Annotated in this window: 19 protein-coding genes; 13 read left to right on the top strand and 6 right to left on the bottom strand. The window is 60.2% G+C overall.

All coding sequences use genetic code 11. From position 1 onward, the window contains the following. Positions 1-16: 16 nt before the first annotated feature. Entirely contained in the window at positions 17-997 is a 981-nt protein-coding gene (locus FBZ97_RS34785; RefSeq protein ID WP_233788774.1) for a hypothetical protein, read from the bottom strand. A gap of 163 nt (positions 998-1,160) precedes the next feature. Here FBZ97_RS34785 and FBZ97_RS20620 point away from each other — a divergent pair, with 163 nt between their 5' ends. Beyond that, positions 1,161-1,598: a metallopeptidase family protein gene (locus FBZ97_RS20620; protein WP_069611396.1), complete on the top strand. Its 438-nt coding sequence runs from the start codon at positions 1,161-1,163 to the stop codon at positions 1,596-1,598. Between the two features lie 52 nt (positions 1,599-1,650). Here the strand turns inward: FBZ97_RS20620 and FBZ97_RS20615 are convergent, their stop codons facing one another. Further along, positions 1,651-1,857: a DUF1737 domain-containing protein gene (locus tag FBZ97_RS20615; protein ID WP_069611395.1), complete on the bottom strand. Its 207-nt coding sequence runs from the start codon at positions 1,855-1,857 to the stop codon at positions 1,651-1,653. 26 nt (positions 1,858-1,883) lie between these two features. Next, entirely contained in the window at positions 1,884-2,828 is a 945-nt protein-coding gene (locus FBZ97_RS20610; protein ID WP_145321758.1) for a CoA ester lyase, read from the bottom strand. A gap of 111 nt (positions 2,829-2,939) precedes the next feature. Here FBZ97_RS20610 and FBZ97_RS20605 point away from each other — a divergent pair, with 111 nt between their 5' ends. The 10 genes from FBZ97_RS20605 to FBZ97_RS20560 all read left to right on the top strand — a co-directional run bounded on the left by FBZ97_RS20605 (position 2,940) and on the right by FBZ97_RS20560 (position 11,908). Then, positions 2,940-3,176 carry a hypothetical protein gene (locus tag FBZ97_RS20605; RefSeq protein ID WP_113389677.1) on the top strand — a complete coding sequence of 79 codons (237 nt, stop codon included), beginning with the start codon at positions 2,940-2,942 and terminating at the stop codon, positions 3,174-3,176. Positions 3,177-3,366: 190 nt separating this feature from the next. Beyond that, positions 3,367-3,975 (top strand): 3-isopropylmalate dehydratase small subunit, encoded by a 609-nt coding sequence (gene leuD / locus FBZ97_RS20600; protein ID WP_113333457.1) that lies wholly within the window; start codon positions 3,367-3,369, stop codon positions 3,973-3,975. Positions 3,976-4,238: 263 nt separating this feature from the next. After that, positions 4,239-5,057, top strand: a complete 819-nt coding sequence (locus FBZ97_RS20595) for a sugar phosphate isomerase/epimerase family protein (protein ID WP_069613881.1) — start codon at positions 4,239-4,241, stop codon at positions 5,055-5,057. A 156-nt stretch (positions 5,058-5,213) separates the two neighbouring features. Beyond that, positions 5,214-6,326, top strand: coding sequence for a 3-isopropylmalate dehydrogenase (gene leuB, locus FBZ97_RS20590; protein WP_145321756.1), 1,113 nt, complete (start codon positions 5,214-5,216; stop codon positions 6,324-6,326). A gap of 191 nt (positions 6,327-6,517) precedes the next feature. After that, a complete protein-coding gene (gene lpxE / locus FBZ97_RS20585) occupies positions 6,518-7,282 on the top strand; it encodes a lipid A 1-phosphatase LpxE (RefSeq protein WP_145321754.1) in 765 nt (254 codons plus the stop codon). Between the two features lie 146 nt (positions 7,283-7,428). Continuing rightward, positions 7,429-7,683 carry a helix-turn-helix domain-containing protein gene (locus FBZ97_RS20580; protein ID WP_113352834.1) on the top strand — a complete coding sequence of 85 codons (255 nt, stop codon included), beginning with the start codon at positions 7,429-7,431 and terminating at the stop codon, positions 7,681-7,683. Positions 7,684-7,840: 157 nt separating this feature from the next. Continuing rightward, a complete protein-coding gene (locus FBZ97_RS20575; protein ID WP_113352835.1) occupies positions 7,841-8,590 on the top strand; it encodes a glucose 1-dehydrogenase in 750 nt (249 codons plus the stop codon). 295 nt (positions 8,591-8,885) lie between these two features. Then, complete coding sequence (locus FBZ97_RS20570) at positions 8,886-9,395, top strand: DNA starvation/stationary phase protection protein (RefSeq protein WP_113420591.1); 510 nt, start codon at positions 8,886-8,888, stop codon at positions 9,393-9,395. 372 nt (positions 9,396-9,767) lie between these two features. Beyond that, positions 9,768-10,802 carry an aspartate-semialdehyde dehydrogenase gene (locus FBZ97_RS20565; protein ID WP_069613887.1) on the top strand — a complete coding sequence of 345 codons (1,035 nt, stop codon included), beginning with the start codon at positions 9,768-9,770 and terminating at the stop codon, positions 10,800-10,802. 284 nt (positions 10,803-11,086) lie between these two features. Beyond that, positions 11,087-11,908 (top strand): lytic murein transglycosylase, encoded by an 822-nt coding sequence (locus FBZ97_RS20560; RefSeq protein ID WP_092718611.1) that lies wholly within the window; start codon positions 11,087-11,089, stop codon positions 11,906-11,908. A 111-nt stretch (positions 11,909-12,019) separates the two neighbouring features. Here FBZ97_RS20560 and FBZ97_RS20555 read toward each other — a convergent pair whose 3' ends face one another. Next, entirely contained in the window at positions 12,020-12,661 is a 642-nt protein-coding gene (locus FBZ97_RS20555) for a carbonic anhydrase (protein WP_145321752.1), read from the bottom strand. Positions 12,662-12,733: 72 nt separating this feature from the next. Next, positions 12,734-13,609 (bottom strand): pyridoxal kinase PdxY, encoded by an 876-nt coding sequence (pdxY, locus tag FBZ97_RS20550; protein ID WP_145321750.1) that lies wholly within the window; start codon positions 13,607-13,609, stop codon positions 12,734-12,736. Positions 13,610-13,903: 294 nt separating this feature from the next. Between pdxY and FBZ97_RS20545 the strand changes: the two genes are divergently transcribed. Both FBZ97_RS20545 and FBZ97_RS20540 read left to right on the top strand, forming a co-directional pair. Continuing rightward, positions 13,904-18,694: an NAD-glutamate dehydrogenase gene (locus FBZ97_RS20545; RefSeq protein WP_145321748.1), complete on the top strand. Its 4,791-nt coding sequence runs from the start codon at positions 13,904-13,906 to the stop codon at positions 18,692-18,694. A 51-nt stretch (positions 18,695-18,745) separates the two neighbouring features. Further along, positions 18,746-20,134, top strand: coding sequence for an MFS transporter (locus FBZ97_RS20540; RefSeq protein ID WP_186449523.1), 1,389 nt, complete (start codon positions 18,746-18,748; stop codon positions 20,132-20,134). 67 nt (positions 20,135-20,201) lie between these two features. Here FBZ97_RS20540 and purH read toward each other — a convergent pair whose 3' ends face one another. Beyond that, complete coding sequence (gene purH / locus FBZ97_RS20535; protein ID WP_145321746.1) at positions 20,202-21,818, bottom strand: bifunctional phosphoribosylaminoimidazolecarboxamide formyltransferase/IMP cyclohydrolase; 1,617 nt, start codon at positions 21,816-21,818, stop codon at positions 20,202-20,204. Between the last annotated feature and the right edge of the window lie 10 nt (positions 21,819-21,828).

The following is a 21,828-nucleotide window of genomic DNA, read 5'->3' as shown; positions in this document are numbered from 1 at the left end:
GGCGAGCGGCGGCGCTTCAAGCCTGCCTGTCGAACGCCAGGACAGACCCCAGCGCTTGCGTGCGATCCGGTCGGTCGGCAGATGCGGAAAGGTCAGCGCCAGAATGCGCTGCGTGTTCGCCGGGAAAGGCAGGGTGCTGAACATCGGAGACAGGGGCAAAGCGGCGGTCATGGGCATTCCACTCCAAGGTTATGGAAAGAGGCGCTGGGTTTCGGCTCTTTTCCAAGGTCAGACGAAAGGCCGGGTGACCGATGCTGCCGCCAAGCACCGATCCATCCGGCAGGGGCCGCGCCTGCGCAGGCGCGGGTTCGACGGAAAAGCGGAAGAGGGCGCTGCTTGCTTCCTCCTCGCCTCCCTGTCGCAACAGAAATAAGGGCCGCCCCGCCGCCTTGGCCCTCAGCGCCAACCGCCGGCTTTCGGTCAGGCCGAAACGGGCGGGATTGCCGCGTACTTCCAGTATGATGGCGGCAAAGGCAGCACTGCCAAGCGCCGCCTCCGCCACCCAGAGCGCATCGTCCAGCTTGCGGGGCGACGCCTGCAGAAAAGCCTGAGGCTCCAGCCCAAAATCGCTGATGCCGATGGCATAGGGCAGGCCAGCCTCCATCGTCGCGACCGTATCGCCGATCCACAGAACCGGAGACTTGGCCGGGACCGTATCCGAAGCTTGCGCATGCAGCCGCGCGGCAAGCGCCAGGGCAAAACCACTGGCCACACCGGCATCGCGGAGGCCGAGCGAGCGGATTTCCGTCAGCGCATCGAGCGGCAAACCGCCTTGCAGCGCCGCATCAAGCTCGTCGACACCGATCGGAAGGAGCGATTGTTCACGCATAGGCTGAATAGGCAGGGATTTCGCAATAGCCGCCATCTGCCTCGCCGGCTTGTCTGTCAGCGTTTCATGCGCCGCAGCGGCCAGTGCCGGGATCGGCCTGCCTTCCAGTCGGGCAATGGTTTCACGCAGGGCGAAAAGCGTTTCCCGCGCCACGGCAGCCTCGGCCATGACGTTCACTCCAGATCGATAATGTTCCTGTTATGTTCTTATGGATTCCAGAGCTTGCAGAAAGAGTCAACCACCATTTCATGAGAAAATATTCCTCTGCCGTAATCTACACTCGTAAAAGCGGCGTAAAGTCTCTATATGACCAGCCAAGGAAGGAATATTCATGGCTCGCGTCGACCAGAGCGAAGATTGGCGGGATCGCCACTCGCCCTCCATCAGTACATTCGAATCCCTGGCAATGGAGGCTTACAGCCACCTGCCAGACGAATTCCGTTCGCTCACCGGTGATCTCGTCATCCTCATCGAAGATTTCCCGGATGACGAGGTATTCGAGGACATGGCGCTGGAAACGCCCTTCGACCTGCTCGGCCTCTTCGAAGGCCGCGGCATCTCGGAGCGCTTCACCGCCCAGACGGGGGACATGCCCAACAAGATCCGCCTCTATCGCCGGCCGATCATCGATTACTGGGCTGAGAACGAAGAAACCCTCGGCGACATCATCACCCATGTCCTGATCCATGAGATCGGCCACCATTTCGGCCTGAGCGACGAGGACATGGAGCGCATCGAGGCGAGCGCCGAGGAAGCGACGGATCGCTGATATCGGTCCCGGCCGCAAGACGATCGGGAAGAATGAGAATTTCAGCCGGTGCTTACTGCTCGGAAAGCTTCATATCCGGATCGTAATCCTTGCCGGCCACGTCCTTGACGACAGCCTGACCGCATTCCATCCGCCCGCTTGCTGAATTGAAGCCATAGGTCGGCGAGCCGTATAACTCCCAGCCCTTGTTCAGCGCCGCGCTTACCTTGTGGCAAAAGGATGCGTCATCGGGGCCGGTGAGAAAGCGGTAGAGTTTCATCAAGGCATCTTTCTTGTATTTAGCAATCACACATCGCTACGGGGCGTTCCGGCGGCGCCCGAAGAGCGCTGCTCGATCAGGCGAGCTTTATGGACGAGTCTCTCTGCCTGGACAAGATGCAGCCGCTCCACCATCCGCCCGCCGAGGTTCACGACATTGAGAGTGGCGGCATCCGGTGCGGCGAAGGCGGCGATGATGGATTCCGCCTCGGCAACAGCGGCCTTGTCAGGGCCAAAATGCCAGTTGGCGGCTTCGATCTGGCTCGGATGGATCAGCATCTTGCCGGCAAAGCCCATGGCAACCCCCTGGCCGCATTCTGCCGCGAATTCTTCAGTATCCTTGAAATCGTTGAAGACGCTGTCGATGGCCTCGAGGCCGTAAGCGCTGACGGCCAATATCACCTGCATCAGCCAGGGCACGAGATAGGGACGGCCGGGCTGCGGCAGGACGCCCGTTTCCTTCCTGAGATCGTTTAGGCCGACGACGAAACAATCGAGCCGGCTGCCGGCCGTGCGGCCAGCCTCGGCGATCGCGGCCGCATTCAGGATGCCGCGCGGCGTCTCGATCATCGCCCAGATGCGCAAGTCTTCCGGCGCATCGGCTTCCGCAAGCCGGTCACTGACACCAGTCACATCCTGCGGCTCATCCACCTTCGGCAGCAGCACCGCATCCGGCTCCAGCTCCACGACCAGCGCCATATCCTCGGCACCGAAGTTCGAGGAAAGCGCATTGATGCGGATGATTCGCTCCTTGCCGGGAAGCGGGGAGGCGGCAAAGAAGGCCCGCAGATTTTCCCGCGCCTCGGCCTTTTTCTCCGGCGAAACGGAATCCTCGAGATCGAAGATGACGGCATCGCAATCCAGGCTCGAAAGCTTGTCCAGGGCACGGCGGTTGATGGCGGGAACGCTCAAGATGGAGCGGCGCAGACGGGCAGGGCGGGAAGGGGAGGTTTGGCTCTCGGACTGGCTCATTGTGCCGTTTTGCCGCGCTTTTAATCGACAAGCAAGTCAACAAAAAGCCATGCTCCTCTTGCAGATGGCAGAGATGAAGACCACATTGCTTGGTGTAGAGAGGTCTCGACCATGCAGAATATCCGTTCCCTGTTCATCGCGCTTGCCGGTATCACCGTGTTTGCAGCCATGGCGCTGCTGACCGTTTCGGTTACGCTTGCTGTCGGTGCTATACTGACCGTGCTAATGGCGGCCCGCGCGATTTCGCTGCGCATGAAGCCGGCACCGGTGCGCGCCAAGGCGAAGACGAACGGCGAGCGCGAAATGCGCATCTGGAACGACGGTCGCGGCACCATCATCGATCTCTGAGATTGAAACAGGGCAGGGCGGCCTATTGCCGAATCCCTTGATCATGTGTCCAATTCAGGCCACGTGCTGAAGGGCAAAGCGCCCAAAGCGCCGCCTTTTAGAGCATTTCCAAGATTCTCCTTCATTTCGGGCCGGATTTGCTCTATTGGCAGGATAATTCGTGCTTAGACGAGAATGAAGGCAGGACCCCATGGACAAGTTCGTGAAGTTGACCGGTGTCGCAGCACCCCTCCCGGTCGTCAATGTCGATACCGACATGATCATCCCGAAGGATTATCTGAAGACCATCAAGCGCACGGGTCTTGGCAAGGGCCTTTTCGCTGAAGCCCGCTACAATGAAGACGGTTCTCCGAACCCGGATTTCGTGCTGAACAAGCCGGCCTATCAGAACGCCAAGATTCTCGTTGCCGGCGACAATTTCGGCTGCGGCTCCTCGCGCGAGCATGCGCCCTGGGCACTTCTCGATTTCGGCATCCGCTGCGTCATCTCGACCAGCTTCGCCGACATCTTCTACAACAACTGCTTCAAGAACGGCATCCTGCCGATCAAGGTCAGCCAGGAAGATCTCGACAAGCTGATGGACGACGCTTCGCGCGGCTCCAACGCCATTCTGACGATCGACCTCGAAAACCTCGAAATCACCGGCCCGGACGGCGGCTCGCTGAAGTTCGAACTCGACGAATTCAAGCGTCACTGCCTGCTGAACGGCCTTGATGATATCGGCCTGACGCTGGAAAAATCCTCCGCGATCGACAATTTCGAAAAGTCGAACGCCGCATCGCGCCCTTGGGCCGCCTGATCGGTTTCATCACTATTTCGCGTTTCGAAGCCGGGCCTTGCGCCCGGCTTTTTTCATGCCAAAACGCCCGCCGCCTGCAGAGAGAGGGAACTATCCGCGGCTGCGGCACCTCAGGGAGCGGAAAACGCAAATCCCGGAAACGGGACACCATCTTTCCCAACCGTTGTAATATGATCGACAAGAAGGGGGTTCATACAGGCGTGCCGAGACCTTCGGGCCTCTTCTCCCGCCCTTAAATCTTCTCCACGCAATGGAGCCTCTCCATGACCTCCCTTCCCATTGTTGGCGCCGCCATGACGCTCGACGACGTTGAAATCCATCGTAACTGGTTGCTCGAAAAGCCGCGTGACCTGGAGCTGCAGAGCTTCGTTGAAGCCGAAATCCTCAACGGCGACTGGGCTCCGCTGGCCGAACGCGCCCGCAAGCTGCTTGACGGCCATCAGGGCCGCCTCGGCATCCACGGCCCGTTCTGGGGCTTTGTCATCGCCTCACAGGACCCGGACGTCCGCGGCGTCGTCACAAAGCGCCTGCTGCAGGCACTCGACGTCTGTGCCAATATCGGCGCCACGCAAATGGTCATCCATAGCCCCTATACGTCATGGTCCTACAACAACCTCGACAACAATAAGGGCGAGCGCGAGAAGATCATCGAATATACGCATCTGACGCTGAAAGAGGCCGTCAAGCGCGCCGAAGACATCGGGCTCACCATGGTCATCGAGAACATCGAGGACAAGGATCCCCATATCCGCGTCGGCCTCGCCGACAGCTTCAATTCGCCCGCCGTCGCCGTTTCCATCGACACCGGTCATGCCCATTACGCCCACGGCTATACCGGCGCTCCGCCGGTCGACTACTACGTCCACGCCGCCGGCAATCGCCTGCAACATGTCCACCTGCAGGATGCGGATGGCTATGCCGATCGCCACTGGAGCCTCGGCGAAGGCAACATCCACTGGCGCGCCGTCTTTGCCGCTATTGCCAAGCTTAACAGCAATCCGCGCCTGATCATCGAAATCAAGGACAAGTCGAAGATCCCGGCATCGGCCGCCTACCTCGCCTCGCTCGGGCTGGCTGAGTAAGGATAAGCAACGCAAGCCACCCGCCCTCGTGGTCCAAGGGCGGGTGACTGGTCTCAAAAGCCCGAAAACCGTACCGTTTCGACCCCTTCCTCGCTTGAAAAGCCGCATTTGCAGGTCTAAAAACCCCGCAACTTTTTCTTTCGCGGAGGCTTTCCCATGACAGTTCGCAATCTTTTCCTCCTGCCGGGCGACGGCATCGGCCCCGAGGCCATGGGCGAAGTTCGCAAGATCATTGCCTATATGAACGAGGCGAAGAATGCCGGCTTCGTTACGGATGAAGGTCTTGTCGGCGGCAGCGCCTATGATGCGCATGGCGCCGCCATCTCCGAAGAGGACATGCAGAAAGCGCTTGCCGCCGACGCCGTGCTCTTCGGCGCCGTAGGCGGCCCGAAGTGGGATAGCGTTCCCTATGAAGTGCGCCCGGAAGCCGGCCTGCTGCGCCTGCGCAAGGATCTGCAGCTCTTCGCCAACCTGCGCCCAGCCATCTGCTACCCGGCGCTGGCGTCGGCCTCGTCGCTGAAGCCGGAACTGGTCGAGGGTCTCGACATCCTGATCGTGCGCGAGCTCACGGGCGGCGTCTATTTCGGCGAGCCGAAGGAGATCATCGACCTCGGCAACGGCCAGAAGCGCGGCATCGACACCCAGGTCTACGACACCTACGAGATCGAGCGTATTGCCGGCGTTGCCTTCGAACTGGCGCGTACCCGCAACAACCGCGTCTGCTCGATGGAAAAACGCAATGTCATGAAGTCTGGCGTGCTCTGGAACCAGGTTGTTACCGCGACGCATGAGGAAAAATATTCCGACGTGCAGCTCGAGCATATGCTCGCGGATGCCGGCGGCATGCAGCTCGTGCGCCAGCCAAAGCAGTTCGACGTCATCGTGACGGACAACCTGTTCGGCGACATGCTGTCCGACGTCGCCGCCATGCTAACCGGCTCGCTCGGCATGCTGCCGTCGGCTTCGCTCGGCGCCCCCGATGCCAAGACCGGCAAGCGCAAGGCGCTCTACGAACCCGTGCACGGTTCCGCCCCCGATATCGCCGGCAAGGGCATCGCCAACCCGATCGCGATGATCGCTTCCTTCGCCATGTGCCTGCGTTACTCCTTCGGCCTCGTCACTGAGGCCGATGCGCTGGAAAAGGCGATCGCCAACGTGCTCGACAGCGGCATCCGCACCGGCGACATCATGTCGCCTGGCAGCCGCCAGGTCGGCACGACAGAAATGGGCGACGCCATCCTCGCCGAATTCAAGGCCCTTTCGGCGTAAGCCAGGTAGATCGCCTGGTATATTTCACGTGAAACACGAAGCCCCGTTCCGCGGAACGGGGTTTTTCTTGTGAACGGGATAGGCGTGTCTCAGCTCGAGATCGCCGCGACGCTCCGTCCTGATTTTCTAAAAAACTGTAACAACAACCTGCTATCAATCGGACCGATTGGAAATCGACATAGGCACTGATTATGCAGGCGATCTTGACGTCTCTCGACAGGCGTTGGCGGCGAAGTGATGCTGCTTTTGCGCCATCCCATTGGAAAATATGCCTTTTTCTGACCGCCAATATCGTCCTTCTCTCGGCTCTCCTGTTCGATTGGCCTGTCGGCGCCACCCTTAAAAGCCTGTCACCCTCCCTTCGCTTCGTCGGCGGAATGTTGACGGATTTCGGCGATTCCGGATGGATCCTTCTCATCAGTGCCTTCCTGTTTTTCGAAGGTTGGGCTGGCAGCAGGCTGCTATATTCGCAGCGCTGTCGCTGCCAGGCACTGCGCATCTGCCAGATCGGCGGCTATCTCCTGACGACCGTGGCGCTTTCCGGTATCCTCGCCAATTTGCTGAAGCGCGCCATTGGACGCGCCCGCCCCACGCATTTTGCCGATTGGGGACCCTTCGGCTTTTCGCCCTTCAATGGCCGTGCCAGCTTCGAAAGTTTCCCCTCCGGCCATGCCACGACCATCGGCGCTCTGTTCGTGGCGCTTGCCTTCCTGTTTCCGCGCTATCGCTACATCTTCGCCGCCTGCGCCTTATGGCTGGCGATCACGCGTGTCATGGTCGGCGCCCATTATCCGAGTGACGTGGTGGCCGGTCTGGCGCTCGGCGGCTGGTTTTCCTTCGTAACGGCGATCATCTATTCCCGCTACGGCTTGCTTTTTCGCATCAACGCCGCCGGCTGGCCGACGCCGCGCTTGCCACTATTCAAAAGCGGCAAGACGCGACAGACCGATTCCTGAGCCGGTCACGGCCGCAGCGCAAAGGTTGCCAAGGCCCTCGCACATTCATATATCTGGCAGAATAGGGATGACCGAAGACGGTCAACCCGATTTCGTTTGCGATGAACACCATGGATGCCGGGCCAATACGTTTAAGCGAGAGGCAGATGGGATTGATCTCCCGGGCACTTGCCGAACCGCGACGTGTGCAGATTCTGAAAGAGATCGGTACGCGAACCGAGCCTACGCCCTGCAGCCTCCTGAACGAGTGCCACGCCGTCAGCGCCGCGACAATGTCGCATCACATCAAGGAACTCGAGAATGCCGGGCTCATCGAGATCCAGCGCGAAGGTAAATTCGCCAATCTCGTGTTACGTCGCGACACTCTGAACGCTTATATGGCGGAACTTTCCAAGATCTGACAATTCCTTACACGCCATCAGCAATTCTTCTCGTGGCTCTTGTATCAATTAGATGATTATCTAAATATCAAAGTGACGGTGCGATCGGTTTTCGGGTCGCATGCGCCAAATGATTCGATGATTGTAAAATTGTCTAAGTTTTTCGAAGGAAAGTGACATGAGCAAACTGGCAGGCAAGGTCGCGATCGTGACTGGAGCATCCAAGGGCATCGGCGCCGGCATCGCCAAGGCAATGGGCGAAGCGGGCGCGGCAGTTGTCGTCAATTACGCATCGAGCCGCGAAGGCGCCGACAGGGTAGTAGCCGAAATCACCGCCAAGGGCGGCAAGGCGCTCGCCGTGCACGGCGACGTTTCCAAAGCCGAAGACGTCAAACGCCTCTTCGCCGAAACGAAACAGGCATTTGGCCGCGTCGATATCCTCGTCAACAATGCCGGCGTCTACCAATTCGCGACCATCGAGGAATTCACCGAGGAAGAATTCCACCGTGAATTCAATATCAACGTGCTGGGCACGCTGCTGACCACGCGGGAAGCCGTCAGGTATTTCGGCCCGGAAGGTGGAAATGTGATCAACATCGGCTCCAACGCCGTCAGCATGAACTTGCCGACTGCCTCCGTCTATACGGCAACCAAGGCCGCGGTCGATTCCATTACCAAGATCCTCGCCAAAGAGCTCGGGCCGCGGAATATCCGGGTCAACAACCTGGCGCCGGGCGGCGTTGAAACAGAGGGTGTCGTTGCGGCAGGCGTGATCGGCAGCGACTTCGAGAAGCATCTCGTCTCTCAGACACCTCTCGGCCGTCTCGGCCAGCCGACCGATATCGCTCCGGTCGCCGTCTTCCTCGCTTCGCAGGATGCCGCGTGGGTGACCGGCGAAACCCTCTATGTCGGTGGCGGTCTGAAGTAGCCGCTATTCGCGGTGCTGCCTTCCGAGAGGAGGCAGTTTGCCGGGCGCGACACAACCGCGCGCCTGGCCAATACATTAGCAAGCAATTGCCAAACCACCTCATTTTCCTATTTAGTAAAGACGTTCGGGTTTTCCGCTTAGCATCGCAGTTGATCGTGCCGCGAAGCGACAGCTCGGCTGTGAGATTTAAAATAATCCTGTCTTCAATGCGATCCCACGCAGCAGCTGATGTCATCGAACTCCCCTAAGATCCGCCGACGATCGCTGTCGTGAACAACAAATGGAGGACGTCTTTATGAATACTGCCAATACCAAATCGAAATTGGGCACTCGCACCAATCTCAGCGAAGACGCGACGCGCGATATTTCCGCGGCTCTGACCGCGCTGCTGGCGGATGTCTTTGCTCTCTATTTGAAGACTAAGAATTTTCACTGGCACATGAGTGGCCCGCATTTCCGTGATTATCACCTGCTTCTCGACGAGCACGGCGATCAGATTTTCGCCATGACCGATCCTATGGCCGAGCGCTGCCGGAAGATCGGCGGAACGACCCTCCACTCGATCGGCCAGATCGCCAAGCTGCAGCGCATTCCCGACAACGACGCCGAATATGTCGATCCGCAGGACATGCTCGCCGAACTGGCTGACGATAACCTCAAGCTCTCCGCCGAAATGCGCGCCGTCCACAACGTTTGCGACGAATATGGCGATGTCGCCACGGCCAGCCTTCTGGAAAACTGGATAGACGAGACCGAGCGCCGCACTTGGTTCCTGTTTGAAACCACGCGCAAGTCCAACCGCTGACACCGAACCGGCGCCTTCCAATTTGATAAGTTGAAGGCTGGTTTCGACGCCTCCGATTTCCTCGCTTCCGCACCGATACAAGCGAGGAAATCCTTGACTCCTGTGGAAAACATCTTAGAACCGGCGACGGAAAAGGAAGACTTCCATGGTTCGCTTCGAACAGCTCGATAGCTTCAGTCACCTGGCGCAATGTGCCGGGCGGGATGTCTATTTTCCGGTTTCTTCCAAAACCAAGGCCAAAACGACGACGAAAACCGTCTGACGTCTCTGGCCTGCCGCTCTCTCCCCGGCTCGGCCGGGGACAGGAACCGGTCGTTATGGCTGCGGTTCCCCCCTCGCCAAAGAGGAGAGAAGAGAAAGAGAGCTTGAGAAATGGGTTTCAAAGTTGCAGTAGCGGGCGCGACCGGGAATGTCGGCCGCGAAATGCTCAATATCCTGGCCGAACGCGGCTTCCCGGCCGATGAGGTCGTGGCACTCGCATCGGCCCGCTCGCAGGGAACCGAAGTTTCCTTTGGCGACCGGACGCTGAAGGTTTCCAACCTGGAGAACTACGATTTCTCCGACACCGACATCTGCCTGATGTCGGCCGGCGGCGACGTTTCGAAAAAGTTCTCGCCGAAGATCGGCGCCCAGGGCTGCGTCGTCATCGACAACTCTTCCGCTTGGCGTTATGACGCCGACGTGCCGCTGATCGTGCCGGAAGTGAACCCGGATGCCGTCACGCAGTTCACCAAGCGCAACATCATCGCCAACCCGAATTGCTCGACCGCGCAGCTCGTCGTCGCCCTGAAGCCGCTTCATGACTTCGCCAAGATCAAGCGCGTCGTCGTCTCGACCTACCAGTCGGTCTCCGGCGCCGGCAAGGACGGCATGGACGAGCTGTTCAACCAGACCCGCGCCGTCTTCGTCGCCGATCCGATCGAGGCAAAGAAGTTCACCAAGCGCATCGCCTTCAACGTCATCCCGCATATCGATGTCTTCATGGAAGATGGCTACACCAAGGAAGAATGGAAGGTGCTGGCCGAGACCAAGAAGATGCTCGACCCAAAGATCAAGGTCACCTGCACGGCTGTCCGTGTGCCCGTTTTCATCGGCCATTCGGAATCGGTCAACATCGAGTTCGAAAACGAGATCACCGCCGATCAGGCTCGCGATATCCTGCGTGAAGCGCCCGGCTGCCTCGTCATCGACAAGCGCGAAAACGGCGGTTATATCACGCCTTACGAATCCGCCGGCGAAGATGCGACCTATATTTCTCGCATCCGTGAAGACGCGACCGTCGAGAACGGCCTCAACCTCTGGGTTGTCTCCGACAACCTGCGCAAGGGTGCCGCGCTCAATGCCATTCAGATCGCCGAATTGCTCGTCAATCGCGGCCTGATCAAGCCGCGCAAGCAGGCTGCATAAGGATCTGTAAACCAATTTACGGTTTATCAACCCTCTTTGGGTAAGCAGGTTAGAACGGAAGCCCCGCCATTTCGGATGAAAGGCGGGGCTTTTCTGAATGATTTTGGCGGCGATGTTTCACATGAAACGAAAACATCACTCGCTAAAACATGATGACATGATGGTCGGATGCTGGCATGGTCCGGTGGCGACTAAACGCGCGTGATCCCCTGGCTTTCAAGGGTTTACGCGCCATTGAAAACGGTTACCGCGTTCGCACCGCGGTAAGATTTCGGGGACACTGAATGCGCTTCACAAAATCTGGAATGGCAGCTCTCGTGGCGGGCGGATTGCTGCTGGGAATGCCGCTTGCGGCAAACGCCGCATCTTGCGGCAACACTTCCGCCGGATTCGAGAATTGGGTGCAGGAATTCAAACGGGAAGCGCAGGGACAGGGTGTTAGCCCCTCTACCCTCGACAGGGCCTTCGCCAACGTTCATTACAACCAGCCCACCATCCGCGCCGACCGCGGCCAGAAGAGCTTCAAGCTTTCCTTCGAGGAATTCATGAAGAAGCGCGGCGGCCAGACGATCATCAATCGCGGCAAGAGCATGAAGCAGGCCAATGCGGCCCTCTTCGCCAAGATCCAGAAGCGCTTCGGCGTTCCCCCAGGCCCGATCATCGCCATCTGGGGCATGGAAACCGGCTTCGGCAGCTATATGGGCGACCAGCATACGCTTTCGGCCGTCTCGACGCTTGCTTATGATTGCCGTCGTTCCGCGTTCTTTACCGAGCAACTCTACGCGGCCCTGAAGCTCGTCGGCGAAGGTTATCTCAGCCCGTCAGCACGCGGCGCGGCTCATGGCGAAATCGGCCAGACGCAGTTCATGCCGAAAAACGTAGTCGCCTTCGGCGTCGACGAAGATGGCGATGGCAGGGTCGATCTTGTCGGCTCGCGCGCGGATGCACTGGCCTCGACCGCCAACTTCCTGCGCGGCCATGGTTGGCAGCCGGGTGCCGGTTACCAGCCCGGCGAGCCGAATTTCTCCGCTATCGCCGGATGGAACGACGCGAAGGTCTATCAGCAGGCGATCGCCTATATCGGCCAGCAGATCGACGGCAAGTAAGCCTGATCTCGTGAATCAAAAAAGGCGCTGCGACCAGATGGTCTGCGGCGCCTTTTTCGTTTGATCCACCTGCCGTCCTGCCAGGCGCCTGACTCCTAAACCTCAGGCCTCTTAAATCTCAGGGCGGATGAAATCGCGCGTGGCCGGATCCATGACCCACAGCTCGCCTGTCGAAATATCGAACCATGCGCCGTGGAGATTGAGCTTGCCCTCCTCCTCACGTGCCTTGATTTCCGGAAAGCTGCGCAGATTGTCGAGCGAATTGCGGATCGAAATGCGCTCCAGCGCGGTCTGGCGCTCGGTCTGCGTCATGATCTCATTGCTCTGGATCTGTTCGGCCGCGGGCTTCAGCAGCGCCATCCAACGGCCGATGAAATCGCCCGGCGACAGCGGCTCCGCGTTCGGATCAAGTGCGGCGCGAATGCCGCCGCAGCGGCCATGGCCCATTACGACGATATCGGAAACCTTGAGCGACAGAACGGCGAATTCCAGCGCTGCCGAAGTCGCATGGAAATTGCTGTCCGGCTCGTAGGGCGGTACCATGTTGGCGACGTTACGGATGACGAAGAGTTCGCCCGGTCCGGCGTCGAAGATGATCTCCGGCGCCGAACGGGAGTCACTACAGGCTATCACGAGGGTCGATGGGCTTTGGCCAAGCTCGGCGAGAGTGCGATAGCGTTCGCGCTCATCGACGTAACGCCCGCTCATGAAGTTGCGATAACCGTTCAGAAGGGTGTCGGGAAAGCTTTGCATGATATTGGATTACAATGCACTTCGGCCGATGGCAACTGCTGCGCTGCAAAAAGCTCCCGCCGCTTTCAGCCGTTACTTTTTCTTCCGCTGCGCCGGGTGGACGAGATGCCTCAGCTGCACCATCGCCATTGGCGTCGACAGGCTTGCGGAATCGACGGCAAGCGTCAGTTCGTTGCTGCCGCGCTTGACGGCGCGCGCCAGCACTTCAAAGACGCTGGCCGTCGTCAGCTGTAATGCCCGCTCCTCATCCATGCCGGAAAGCAAGCGCGACAGGAACACGGCAGACAGGAGATCGCCCAGTCCATTCGGCGCGCCTTCGACGCTGCGATGCTCGGCAAGCAGGGCGTTTCGGCCGCTCAGATAGAGATTGCCGATGCCGCCGGCCATCATCGGCACGGCAGACGTCACCAACATGCGCGACGGGCCAAGCGCGAGAGCCGCCTCCATGATGGCGTTGTTATCCTCGAGAGGCGCTCCCGCAAGCCAGGCAAGCTCATAGCGGTTCGGCGTCGCGAGCGACGCCAGCGGGATCAGATGGTCGCGGATCGCTTCCGCCGTTGCTTCAGGCACATAAAGCCCGCCCGCATCGCCGATAACGGGATCGCAGGCATAGAGGAGATCGGGGTTCTTCTCCCGCATAGCCGTTACGAGCCTTGCAACGGAACGCACCTGTGCAGCATTGCCGAAATATCCCGACAGAACTGCCTTTACCTCGGAAAGCCAGGGTGCGGCGATGAGATCGTCGATCGCATGGTCGAAATCCGCCTCGTTGAAGGTCAAGCGCGTCGAACGTCCATGACCGGGATGCCACGGCAGAACGATCGTCGGCAGCGCCCACACCGGATGGCCAAGCGTCTCCAGCGCGAAAACGGCGGCGCGATTGCCGACGGACCCTCGGACGACGTGGCTGGAGATGACGATAACGGCGCCGGCGGACACTTGCGACATGATGCTAGCTTTCAAGTTCAGGGCTTCAAACTGCCATGGCGCCGTTGATGATCCCTTTGGCGGCACTCTGTCAACCGCACTTCACAGAGTCATGAAAACCTCTGTTGACCAGTTGATTCCGCCAATGTCACACCGATGATATCCGCTTTGCATCGAGATCGCGCGTTTCGGCAAGATTTTTAAAGAAACCGGCCAAAATCAGTCCGAAAGCAACCAAATTCGCATTCTTTTTGCCAGTTTTTTCGCTAAACCTTCTGCTACTGTCGTCAAAATTCGAAGATCGGGAGGAATTCCATGGCGCCTAAGACCAATCCGAAACGGGAAAAACAGATCGAAGCGGCACGCAAAATTGCCGCGGCAACGGGTGAAGCGCATCTCGATCCCGAAATCCTGTTCGGCCGGGCGAGCAATGACGACATGGAGCTTTACAGCCCGGAAATGCTGGCACTTGCCGCGGCACATGCCGCTAGGGAACTGGCAGCCTGGAGCGGCACGGTTCCCCGCGTCAACATAGAGCAGGTCGCCGGCATCGAGCCCGATGGCGTTGCGGTGTCGATCCTCTCGATCACCGACCACAACATGCCCTTCCTCTATGAATCGATCATGGGCGAGGTGACCAGCAGCTTCCGCGATCTTTATATGGCCGTTCACCCGATCCTGGTCATAGAGAAGGGCAAGCAGCCGAGCCTTTATTCGGCCGATCAGCCGAGCGACCCGGCCCGTCGCGTCAGCCATATCCAGCTTCATCTCTCGCCGCTGACGACAGCGCAGGCGAGCGATCTGACCAAGCGGCTTCAGACCGTGCTCGATCAGACGCATCTTGCCGTTTCCGACTGGAAGCCAATGTTGTCGCGCCTGGATACCGTGATATCGGAACTATCAACCTATGAGGCCGCCGGCCGCCGCAAGAACGATCGCGACGAAGCGCTCGCCTTCCTTGCCTGGCTACGGGACGGCAATTTCACCTTCCTCGGCATGCGTGAATATGTCTATTCCGGCAAGGGCGCCGATGCGAAGGTCGAGCGGGATCGCGGCACCGGCCTCGGCATCCTCTCCAATCCGGATGTCCGCGTTCTTCGGCAGGGCAAGGACGCCGTCACGACGACACCGGAAATCCTCGCTTTCCTCGACGGCCCGGATTTCCTGATCGTCACCAAGGCCAATGTCAAATCGATCGTCCACCGCCGCGCCTATATGGATTATGTCGGCGTCAAGCGCTTCGACACGGATGGCAACGTGACGGGCGAGCTGCGCATCGTTGGCCTCTTCACCTCCACCGCCTATACCAGCGCTGCCGCGGAAGTGCCGCTGCTGCGCTCAAAGGTGCAGAAGGTCAAGGATCATTTCGGTTTCGACCCCACAAGCCATTCCGGCCGAATGCTCGAAAACACGCTGGAATCCTATCCGCGCGACGATCTCTTCCAGATCGACGCCTCATTGCTGGCAAGCTTCGCCGAGCAGATCAACGACCTGACCGACCGGCCGCGCGTTCGCGCATTGCCGCGCATCGACCATTTCGACCGTTTCGTCTCCGTCATCGTCTATGTCCCGCGCGAGGAATATGATTCCGTTGTCCGCGAGAAGATCGGCAATTACCTGAAGTCGGTCTATGACGGCCGCGTCTCCGCTTATTACCCGGCTTTCCCGGAAGGTGGCGTGGCGCGCGTGCACTTCATCATTGGTCGCAGCGCCGGCAAGACGCCGCATGTTCCGCAGGCCAAGCTGGAGGAGGCGATCCGTGCCATCACAGCCCGCTGGGACGAGCGCTTCGCCATGCTGGCCGGCCCGAAGGCGCCGAGCATCTCCGTCAGCCAGGCTTTTCAAGAAGCCTTCTCGCCGGAAGACGCCTTTGCCGATCTGCCAGATATCATCGCCACTGCCGGTGTTGAGCCGATCCGCATCGGCTTCTATATCCGCAAGGACGAGGCAGGCGACATTCTCTCGCTGAAGATCTTCCACGGCGACGGCAACCTGGCGCTGTCGCGCCGCGTGCCGCTGCTCGAAAATCTCGGTTTCAACGTTATCAGCGAGCGCACCTTCGATATCTATGTCACGGCCAAGGACGGTTCGACCGGCCATGTCGTGCTCCATGATATGGAGCTCGAAACCCGCAGCGGCCTGACGATCGATCTCGCCCGCCATGGCGCCGCCCTGGAAGAAGCCTTCCTTGCTGCCTTCGGCGGCACGATCGACAACGACGCCTTCAACCGGCTGATCGTCTCTGCCGATCTCTCCGCCCGCGAAACCAATGTGCTGCGCGCCTATTCCCGCTATCTCAGACAGGCCGGCATCGCCTATTCGCAGGATTATATCTCTGCGACGCTGGATAAATATCCTAGGATTGCCGCATCGCTCTTCCGATTGTTCCACGATACGCTCGACCCGAAGCTCAGCGACAAGAACCGCACGAAGAAGCTCTCCGAGCTGCACGCGAGCATCGAAGCCGAGCTTGCCGACGTACCGAGCCTCGACGACGACCGCATCCTGCGCCGCTACGTCAACGCCATCGACGCGACGCTGCGCACCAACTATTTCCAGAAGAATGCGGACGGCACGCCGAAGGCCATGCTCGCCTTCAAGCTCGATCCCAAGCTGCTCGACGGCTTGCCCGAACCGCGTCCTTTCCGCGAAATCTTCGTCTACGGCGTCGAAGTGGAAGGCGTACACTTGCGCTTCGGCAAGGTGGCACGCGGCGGCCTGCGCTGGTCGGATCGCGCTGAAGACTATCGCACCGAAGTTCTAGGCCTTGTGAAGGCACAGCAGGTGAAGAACGCCGTTATCGTCCCCGTCGGCGCCAAAGGCGGCTTCTATCCGAAGAAGCTTCCGGTCGGCGGCAGCCGCGACGAGGTCTTCAATGCCGGTCGTGAGGCCTACAAGACCTATATCCGCACGCTGCTGTCGATCACCGACAACATCTCTGGCGCCGATATCATCCCGCCTGCCGACACCGTACGGCTTGACGGTGACGACCCCTATTTCGTCGTTGCCGCCGACAAGGGCACGGCGACCTTCTCCGACACTGCCAATGCATTGGCGCAGGAAGCAGGCTTCTGGCTGGACGACGCCTTCGCTTCGGGCGGCTCGGCCGGCTACGACCACAAGAAGATGGGTATCACAGCCCGCGGTGCCTGGGAAACCGTGAAGCGGCATTTCCGCGAAATGGACATCGACATCCAGACGACGCCCTTCAGCGTCGTCGGCGTCGGCGACATGTCCGGCGACGTCTTCGGCAACGGCATGCTCCTGTCGCCGAAGATCCGCCTGCTCGCCGCCTTCGACCACCGCGATATCTTCATCGATCCCGATCCGGACATGGCAAAGACGCTCGCCGAACGCCAGCGCCTGTTCGACCTGCCGCGCTCTAGCTGGCAGGATTTCGACAAGTCTGTCTTGTCGAAGGGCGCGATGATTATTTCCCGATCGGCAAAATCGGTCACGCTGACGCCGGAAGCCGTCGCCGCCATCGGCATCGACAAGTCGGTCGCAACCCCCTTCGAGATCATGACGGCGATCCTCAAGGCACCCGTCGACCTGCTCTGGTTCGGCGGCATCGGCACCTACGTCAAGGCGCCGTCCGAAACCGATTCGGAAGTTGGCGATCGCGCCAACGATCCGATCCGCATCACGGCGGACGAAGTCCGCGCCAAAGTGATCGGCGAGGGCGCCAATCTCGGCGTCACGCAGAAAGGCCGCATCGCCTATGGCCTCAAGGGCGGCCGGTGCAACTCAGACGCCATCGACAATTCGGCCGGGGTCAACACCTCCGACGTCGAGGTCAACATCAAGATAGCGCTTGCCAACGCCATGCATGACGGCCGCCTGACACGCCCCAAGCGCGATACGCTGCTCGCCTCCATGACCGACGAAGTGGCAGCGCTCGTCCTGCGCAACAACTATCTGCAATCGCTGGCGATCTCGCTGACCGAGCGCAAGGGGACCGGCAATGGCCTGGAACTCAGCCGCTTCATGAGCGTGCTGGAAGCGGCAAAGCAGCTCAACCGCAAGGTCGAAACCCTGCCCGACGATCAAACGTTTGCCGAGCGTTACGCCAATGGGCGGCCGCTGACGCGCGCCGAAATCGGCGTGCTGCTCTCCTACGCCAAGATCGTCCTCTTCGATGCGCTTGTTGCCAGCGACCTGCCTGACGATCCCTATTTCGCCACCACGCTCAGCCGCTATTTCCCGGCAAAGATGCAACGCTCGAATTCAACGGACATCGAAAGCCATCGTCTGCGCCGCGAGATCATCGGCACGGCGCTTGCCAACGAAGCGATCAATCGTGGTGGTCCGGGCTTTGCCGTCAGCATGATGGATGCAACGGCTGCGTCGGCGGCCGAGGTGGTCAAGGCCGCCGTCATTGCCCGCGACGGCTTCGATCTCGACCGGCTTTGGAACGAGACGGATGCACTTGACGGTAAGGTCGGCGGCCAGATGCAGAACCGCGTCTATGGCGAGATCACTGAAGTCTATACCGTGCTTACGCGCCTGCTATTGAAGACTGGGGCCGCCAAGGATGAAATCGAGGAAACCGTTAGCCGGCTTCGTGCAGCTCTGAAGAAGCTGCGACCCGTCTTCCTCACCCATATCCCGGCAGATTTCGCGGCCGAGATCGCAGCCCGCGAAGCGGAATATCTGGCAGCCGGCCTGCCGGAGAAGCTCGCGTCGGAGATCGCCACCATCTATGCGCTTGTCCTCGTGCCTGAGATCATGCAGATCGCCGAACGCACCGGCGATACGCTGAACCGCGCGGCCGAAAGCTACTTCACCGTATCGCAGACCTTCCGCGTCGGCCGCCTGCTGCTGGCCGGCAGCCGGATCGTTACCGGCGATCATTACGAGAGCCTGGCGCTGGCGCGTAGCCTCGACCAGATCGCTGGCGCCCGCCGTGACATTGTCATCTCCGCTTTGTCCAACCATCCGAAGGACAAGCAGCCGGTTCAGGCATGGCATGCGGAAGACCGTATCCGCATCAATCGCATCGCCGAAGAGCTCGGCGGCCTCAGCGAAAGCGGCGATCCGAACCTCGCCCGCATCACCGTCGCTGCCGGCCTGCTCAGCGATCTTGCGAACGGCCGGGCAAGATGAGACAGTCCGCCTCGTCCCCGTCACGGGATGAGGGAATGAGGGCTGGATCTGGTGGCGACCGAAATTGTTGACGATAACGTGCCGGCCAAAGTGCCGGCACGCGGTATCTGGGGCTGGATGTTCTTCGACTGGGCGGCTCAGCCGTTCTTCACGGTCGTTACCACCTTCATCTTCGGCCCCTATTTCGTCGCGCGGCTGACGGCCGATCCCGTCTCCGCGCAGACGACATGGAGCAATATGGCGACGATCTCCTCGGTGATCATCGCCATCCTTTCACCGGTCCTCGGCTCGATCGCCGATCAATCCGGCGCCCGCAAGCCATGGATCGCCTTCTTCGCCGTCATCAAGATCGTCAGCCTTTTTTGCCTCTGGGGCGCGGCACCCGGCTCGCCGGTCATCTATCCGGTGATCTTCATGATCCTCGCCTCGATCTCGGCCGAATTCTCGATCGTCTTCAATGATTCCATGATGCCGCGGCTGGTTGGTAAGGATGATGTCGGCAGGCTGTCGAACGCCGCCTGGGGGCTCGGCTATCTCGGCGGCATGATCGTGCTGATCACCGTCGTGGCCTTGCTCGCCGGCAATCCACAGACCGGCAAGACCATTCTCGGCCTCACCCCGCTCTTCGGCCTCAACGCCACGCTAGGCGAGGATGCTCGTATCACCGGGCCGATTTCGGCCGTTTGGTATTTCATCTTCATTCTGCCGATGTTTCTCTTCACGCCGGATGCCGCACGCGGCTTGCCCTTGGGCGCCGCCGTTCGCTCGGGCCTGCGCGAGCTATCGGCGACCTTGGGCGAGCTGAGGCGCCGGCGCGGTATCAGCCTCTTTCTTGTCGCCCGGATGATCTATCAGGACGGCGTCAACGGCCTCCTGATCCTCGGCGGCACCTTCGCGGCCGGCATGTTCGGCTGGGCGACGATCGAGATTGGCATCTACGGCATCATCCTCAACATCATCGCCATTTTCGGCTGCTTTGCCGCCGGCTATGTCGATCGCTGGCTGGGCTCGAAGACGACCGTTATCATTAGTCTGACGCTGCTGCTCGTCGCCACTTTCGGCATCCTCTCAACCGGCCCTGGTTTCACGCTCTTCGGCCTCGTGCCGCTCTCCACCGTCAGCGCCGGTGGTCTGTTCGGTACGGCGGCGGAAAAGGCCTATATCGGCTACGGCCTTTTAATCGGCATCGCCTTCGGGCCTGTGCAGGCCTCCTCGCGGTCCTATCTCGCCCGCAGCGTCAGCCTCTCGGAAGCCGGCCGCTATTTCGGCATCTACGCCCTGTCAGGCCGCGCCACCAGCTTCATGGCGACTTTGTTCTTCTCGCTGGTGACCTATTGGAGCGGCTCGGCCCGCCTCGGCATGGCGACGCTTGTCATCTTCCTCGCCGGTGGCCTGCTGCTTCTGTTGCCGACGCCTTATCCGGCCGATAGAGCGAAGTAGGCAAAGAAAAATCCCGGCTGGTAAACCAACCGGGATATACGTTTTATATATCCGGGATATCCGCCGATCAGTGACGGAAGTGGCGAACGCCGGTGAAGACCATCGCGACATTGTGCTCGTTGGCCGCGTCGATCACTTCCTGGTCGCGCATCGAACCGCCGGGCTGGATGACGGCGGTGGCGCCGGCGGCGATCGCCGAGAGTAGGCCATCGGCAAAAGGCAGGAAAGCTTCGGAAGCGACGGCGGAACCACGCGTCAGTGGCTCGGCAAGCCCCATGGCCTTGGCGGCTTCCTCGGCCTTGATGGCAGCGATGCGGGCGGAATCGACGCGGCTCATCTGTCCGGCGCCGATGCCGGCCGTCTGGCCATCCTTGGCGTAAACGACGGCATTCGACTTCACATGCTTGGCCACACGGAAGGCGAATTTCATGTCTTCCAGCTCCTGCGCCGTCGGCGCGCGCTTGGTAACGACCCTGAGCTCCATGTCCTCGACCAGCGCGTTGTCGCGGTTCTGAACCAGCAGCCCGCCGGAGACGGTTTTTGCGGTGAGGCCAGCGGCGCGTGGATCGGGCAGGGCGCCAACCGAGAGCAGGCGGAGATTCGGCTTGCGGGCGATGATCGCCTTGGCTTCCTCGCTCACTTCGGGCGCGATGATGACCTCGGTGAAGAGCTTGACGATCTCTTCGGCCGTTTCGGCATCGAGCAGGCTGTTCAGCGCAATGATGCCGCCGAAGGCGGAGGTGGAATCGCAGGCGAGAGCGCGCTTATAGGCTTCCACCAGGCTCGGACCCGTGGCGACACCGCAGGGATTGGCATGCTTGATGATCGCGCAGGCCGGCCCCTTTTCCGGCAGGAACTCGGCGACGAGCTCATAGGCCGCGTCAGTGTCGTTGATGTTGTTGTAGGACAGCTGCTTGCCCTGGATGAGCGTTGCCGTCGAGACGCCGGGACGGTTTTCGCCAGTCAGGTAGAAAGCCGCCTTCTGGTGCGGATTTTCACCATAACGCATCTCCTCGCGCAGCACACCGCCAATGACGCGGTGGCGCGGCGTGGCGATATCCAGCGCTTCGGCAAACCAGTTAGAGATCATCGCGTCGTAAGCAGCGGTGCGGGCAAAAGCCTTTGCGGCCATGCGCTTGCGGAAATCATAGGTCGTCTGGCCGGCATCGGCGGAAAGCTGAGCCAGCAGCTCGGCATAATCGGCGGGATCGGTGAGCGTCGTCACATAGGCGTGATTTTTGGCCGAAGCTCGGATCATCGCCGGGCCGCCGATGTCGATATTCTCCACCGTTGTCGGATAATCGCCTCCGGCTTTGCGCACGTCCTCGAAGGGGTAAAGATTGATGACGGCAAGATCGATGCCTTCGATACCGTGCTCCTTCATTTCAGCCTGATGCTCGGCATCGTCACGAATGGCGAGCAGGCCGCCATGCACCTTCGGATGCAGCGTCTTGACGCGGCCGTCCATGATCTCAGGAAAATTCGTCACTTCCGACACGTCGGTCACCGCAAGGCCGGCTGCAGCAATCGCCTTGTGCGTACCGCCGGTCGACAGCAGGCGCACGCCCTGTTCGCTCAGCGCAAGCGCCAGCTCGACGATGCCGGTCTTGTCGAAAACGGACAGAAGCGCGGTTTTCACCTTCACCTTGTCGGGAGCGGGAATTTTCTTGGAAACGACGGCCATGGGCTTTCTC

Origin of the sequence: Rhizobium sp. ERR 942 (assembly GCF_007828395.1) — a bacterium.
Classification (GTDB): domain Bacteria; phylum Pseudomonadota; class Alphaproteobacteria; order Rhizobiales; family Rhizobiaceae; genus Rhizobium; species Rhizobium dioscoreae.
This window is presented reverse-complemented; position numbering and strand designations above follow the sequence as displayed.

What these genes read in the sequence shown, in the direction of transcription:
- FBZ97_RS34785 (WP_233788774.1), bottom strand. Translation starts at nt 997, where the DNA reads ATGGCCGAGGCTGCCGTGGCGCGGGAAACGCTTTTCGCCCTGCGTGAA.
- FBZ97_RS20620 (WP_069611396.1), top strand. Translation starts at nt 1,161, where the DNA reads ATGGCTCGCGTCGACCAGAGCGAAGATTGGCGGGATCGCCACTCGCCC.
- FBZ97_RS20615 (WP_069611395.1), bottom strand. Translation starts at nt 1,857, where the DNA reads ATGAAACTCTACCGCTTTCTCACCGGCCCCGATGACGCATCCTTTTGC.
- FBZ97_RS20610 (WP_145321758.1), bottom strand. Translation starts at nt 2,828, where the DNA reads ATGAGCCAGTCCGAGAGCCAAACCTCCCCTTCCCGCCCTGCCCGTCTG.
- FBZ97_RS20605 (WP_113389677.1), top strand. Translation starts at nt 2,940, where the DNA reads ATGCAGAATATCCGTTCCCTGTTCATCGCGCTTGCCGGTATCACCGTG.
- leuD (WP_113333457.1), top strand. Translation starts at nt 3,367, where the DNA reads ATGGACAAGTTCGTGAAGTTGACCGGTGTCGCAGCACCCCTCCCGGTC.
- FBZ97_RS20595 (WP_069613881.1), top strand. Translation starts at nt 4,239, where the DNA reads ATGACCTCCCTTCCCATTGTTGGCGCCGCCATGACGCTCGACGACGTT.
- leuB (WP_145321756.1), top strand. Translation starts at nt 5,214, where the DNA reads ATGACAGTTCGCAATCTTTTCCTCCTGCCGGGCGACGGCATCGGCCCC.
- lpxE (WP_145321754.1), top strand. Translation starts at nt 6,518, where the DNA reads ATGCAGGCGATCTTGACGTCTCTCGACAGGCGTTGGCGGCGAAGTGAT.
- FBZ97_RS20580 (WP_113352834.1), top strand. Translation starts at nt 7,429, where the DNA reads ATGGGATTGATCTCCCGGGCACTTGCCGAACCGCGACGTGTGCAGATT.
- FBZ97_RS20575 (WP_113352835.1), top strand. Translation starts at nt 7,841, where the DNA reads ATGAGCAAACTGGCAGGCAAGGTCGCGATCGTGACTGGAGCATCCAAG.
- FBZ97_RS20570 (WP_113420591.1), top strand. Translation starts at nt 8,886, where the DNA reads ATGAATACTGCCAATACCAAATCGAAATTGGGCACTCGCACCAATCTC.
- FBZ97_RS20565 (WP_069613887.1), top strand. Translation starts at nt 9,768, where the DNA reads ATGGGTTTCAAAGTTGCAGTAGCGGGCGCGACCGGGAATGTCGGCCGC.
- FBZ97_RS20560 (WP_092718611.1), top strand. Translation starts at nt 11,087, where the DNA reads ATGCGCTTCACAAAATCTGGAATGGCAGCTCTCGTGGCGGGCGGATTG.
- FBZ97_RS20555 (WP_145321752.1), bottom strand. Translation starts at nt 12,661, where the DNA reads ATGCAAAGCTTTCCCGACACCCTTCTGAACGGTTATCGCAACTTCATG.
- pdxY (WP_145321750.1), bottom strand. Translation starts at nt 13,609, where the DNA reads ATGTCGCAAGTGTCCGCCGGCGCCGTTATCGTCATCTCCAGCCACGTC.
- FBZ97_RS20545 (WP_145321748.1), top strand. Translation starts at nt 13,904, where the DNA reads ATGGCGCCTAAGACCAATCCGAAACGGGAAAAACAGATCGAAGCGGCA.
- purH (WP_145321746.1), bottom strand. Translation starts at nt 21,818, where the DNA reads ATGGCCGTCGTTTCCAAGAAAATTCCCGCTCCCGACAAGGTGAAGGTG.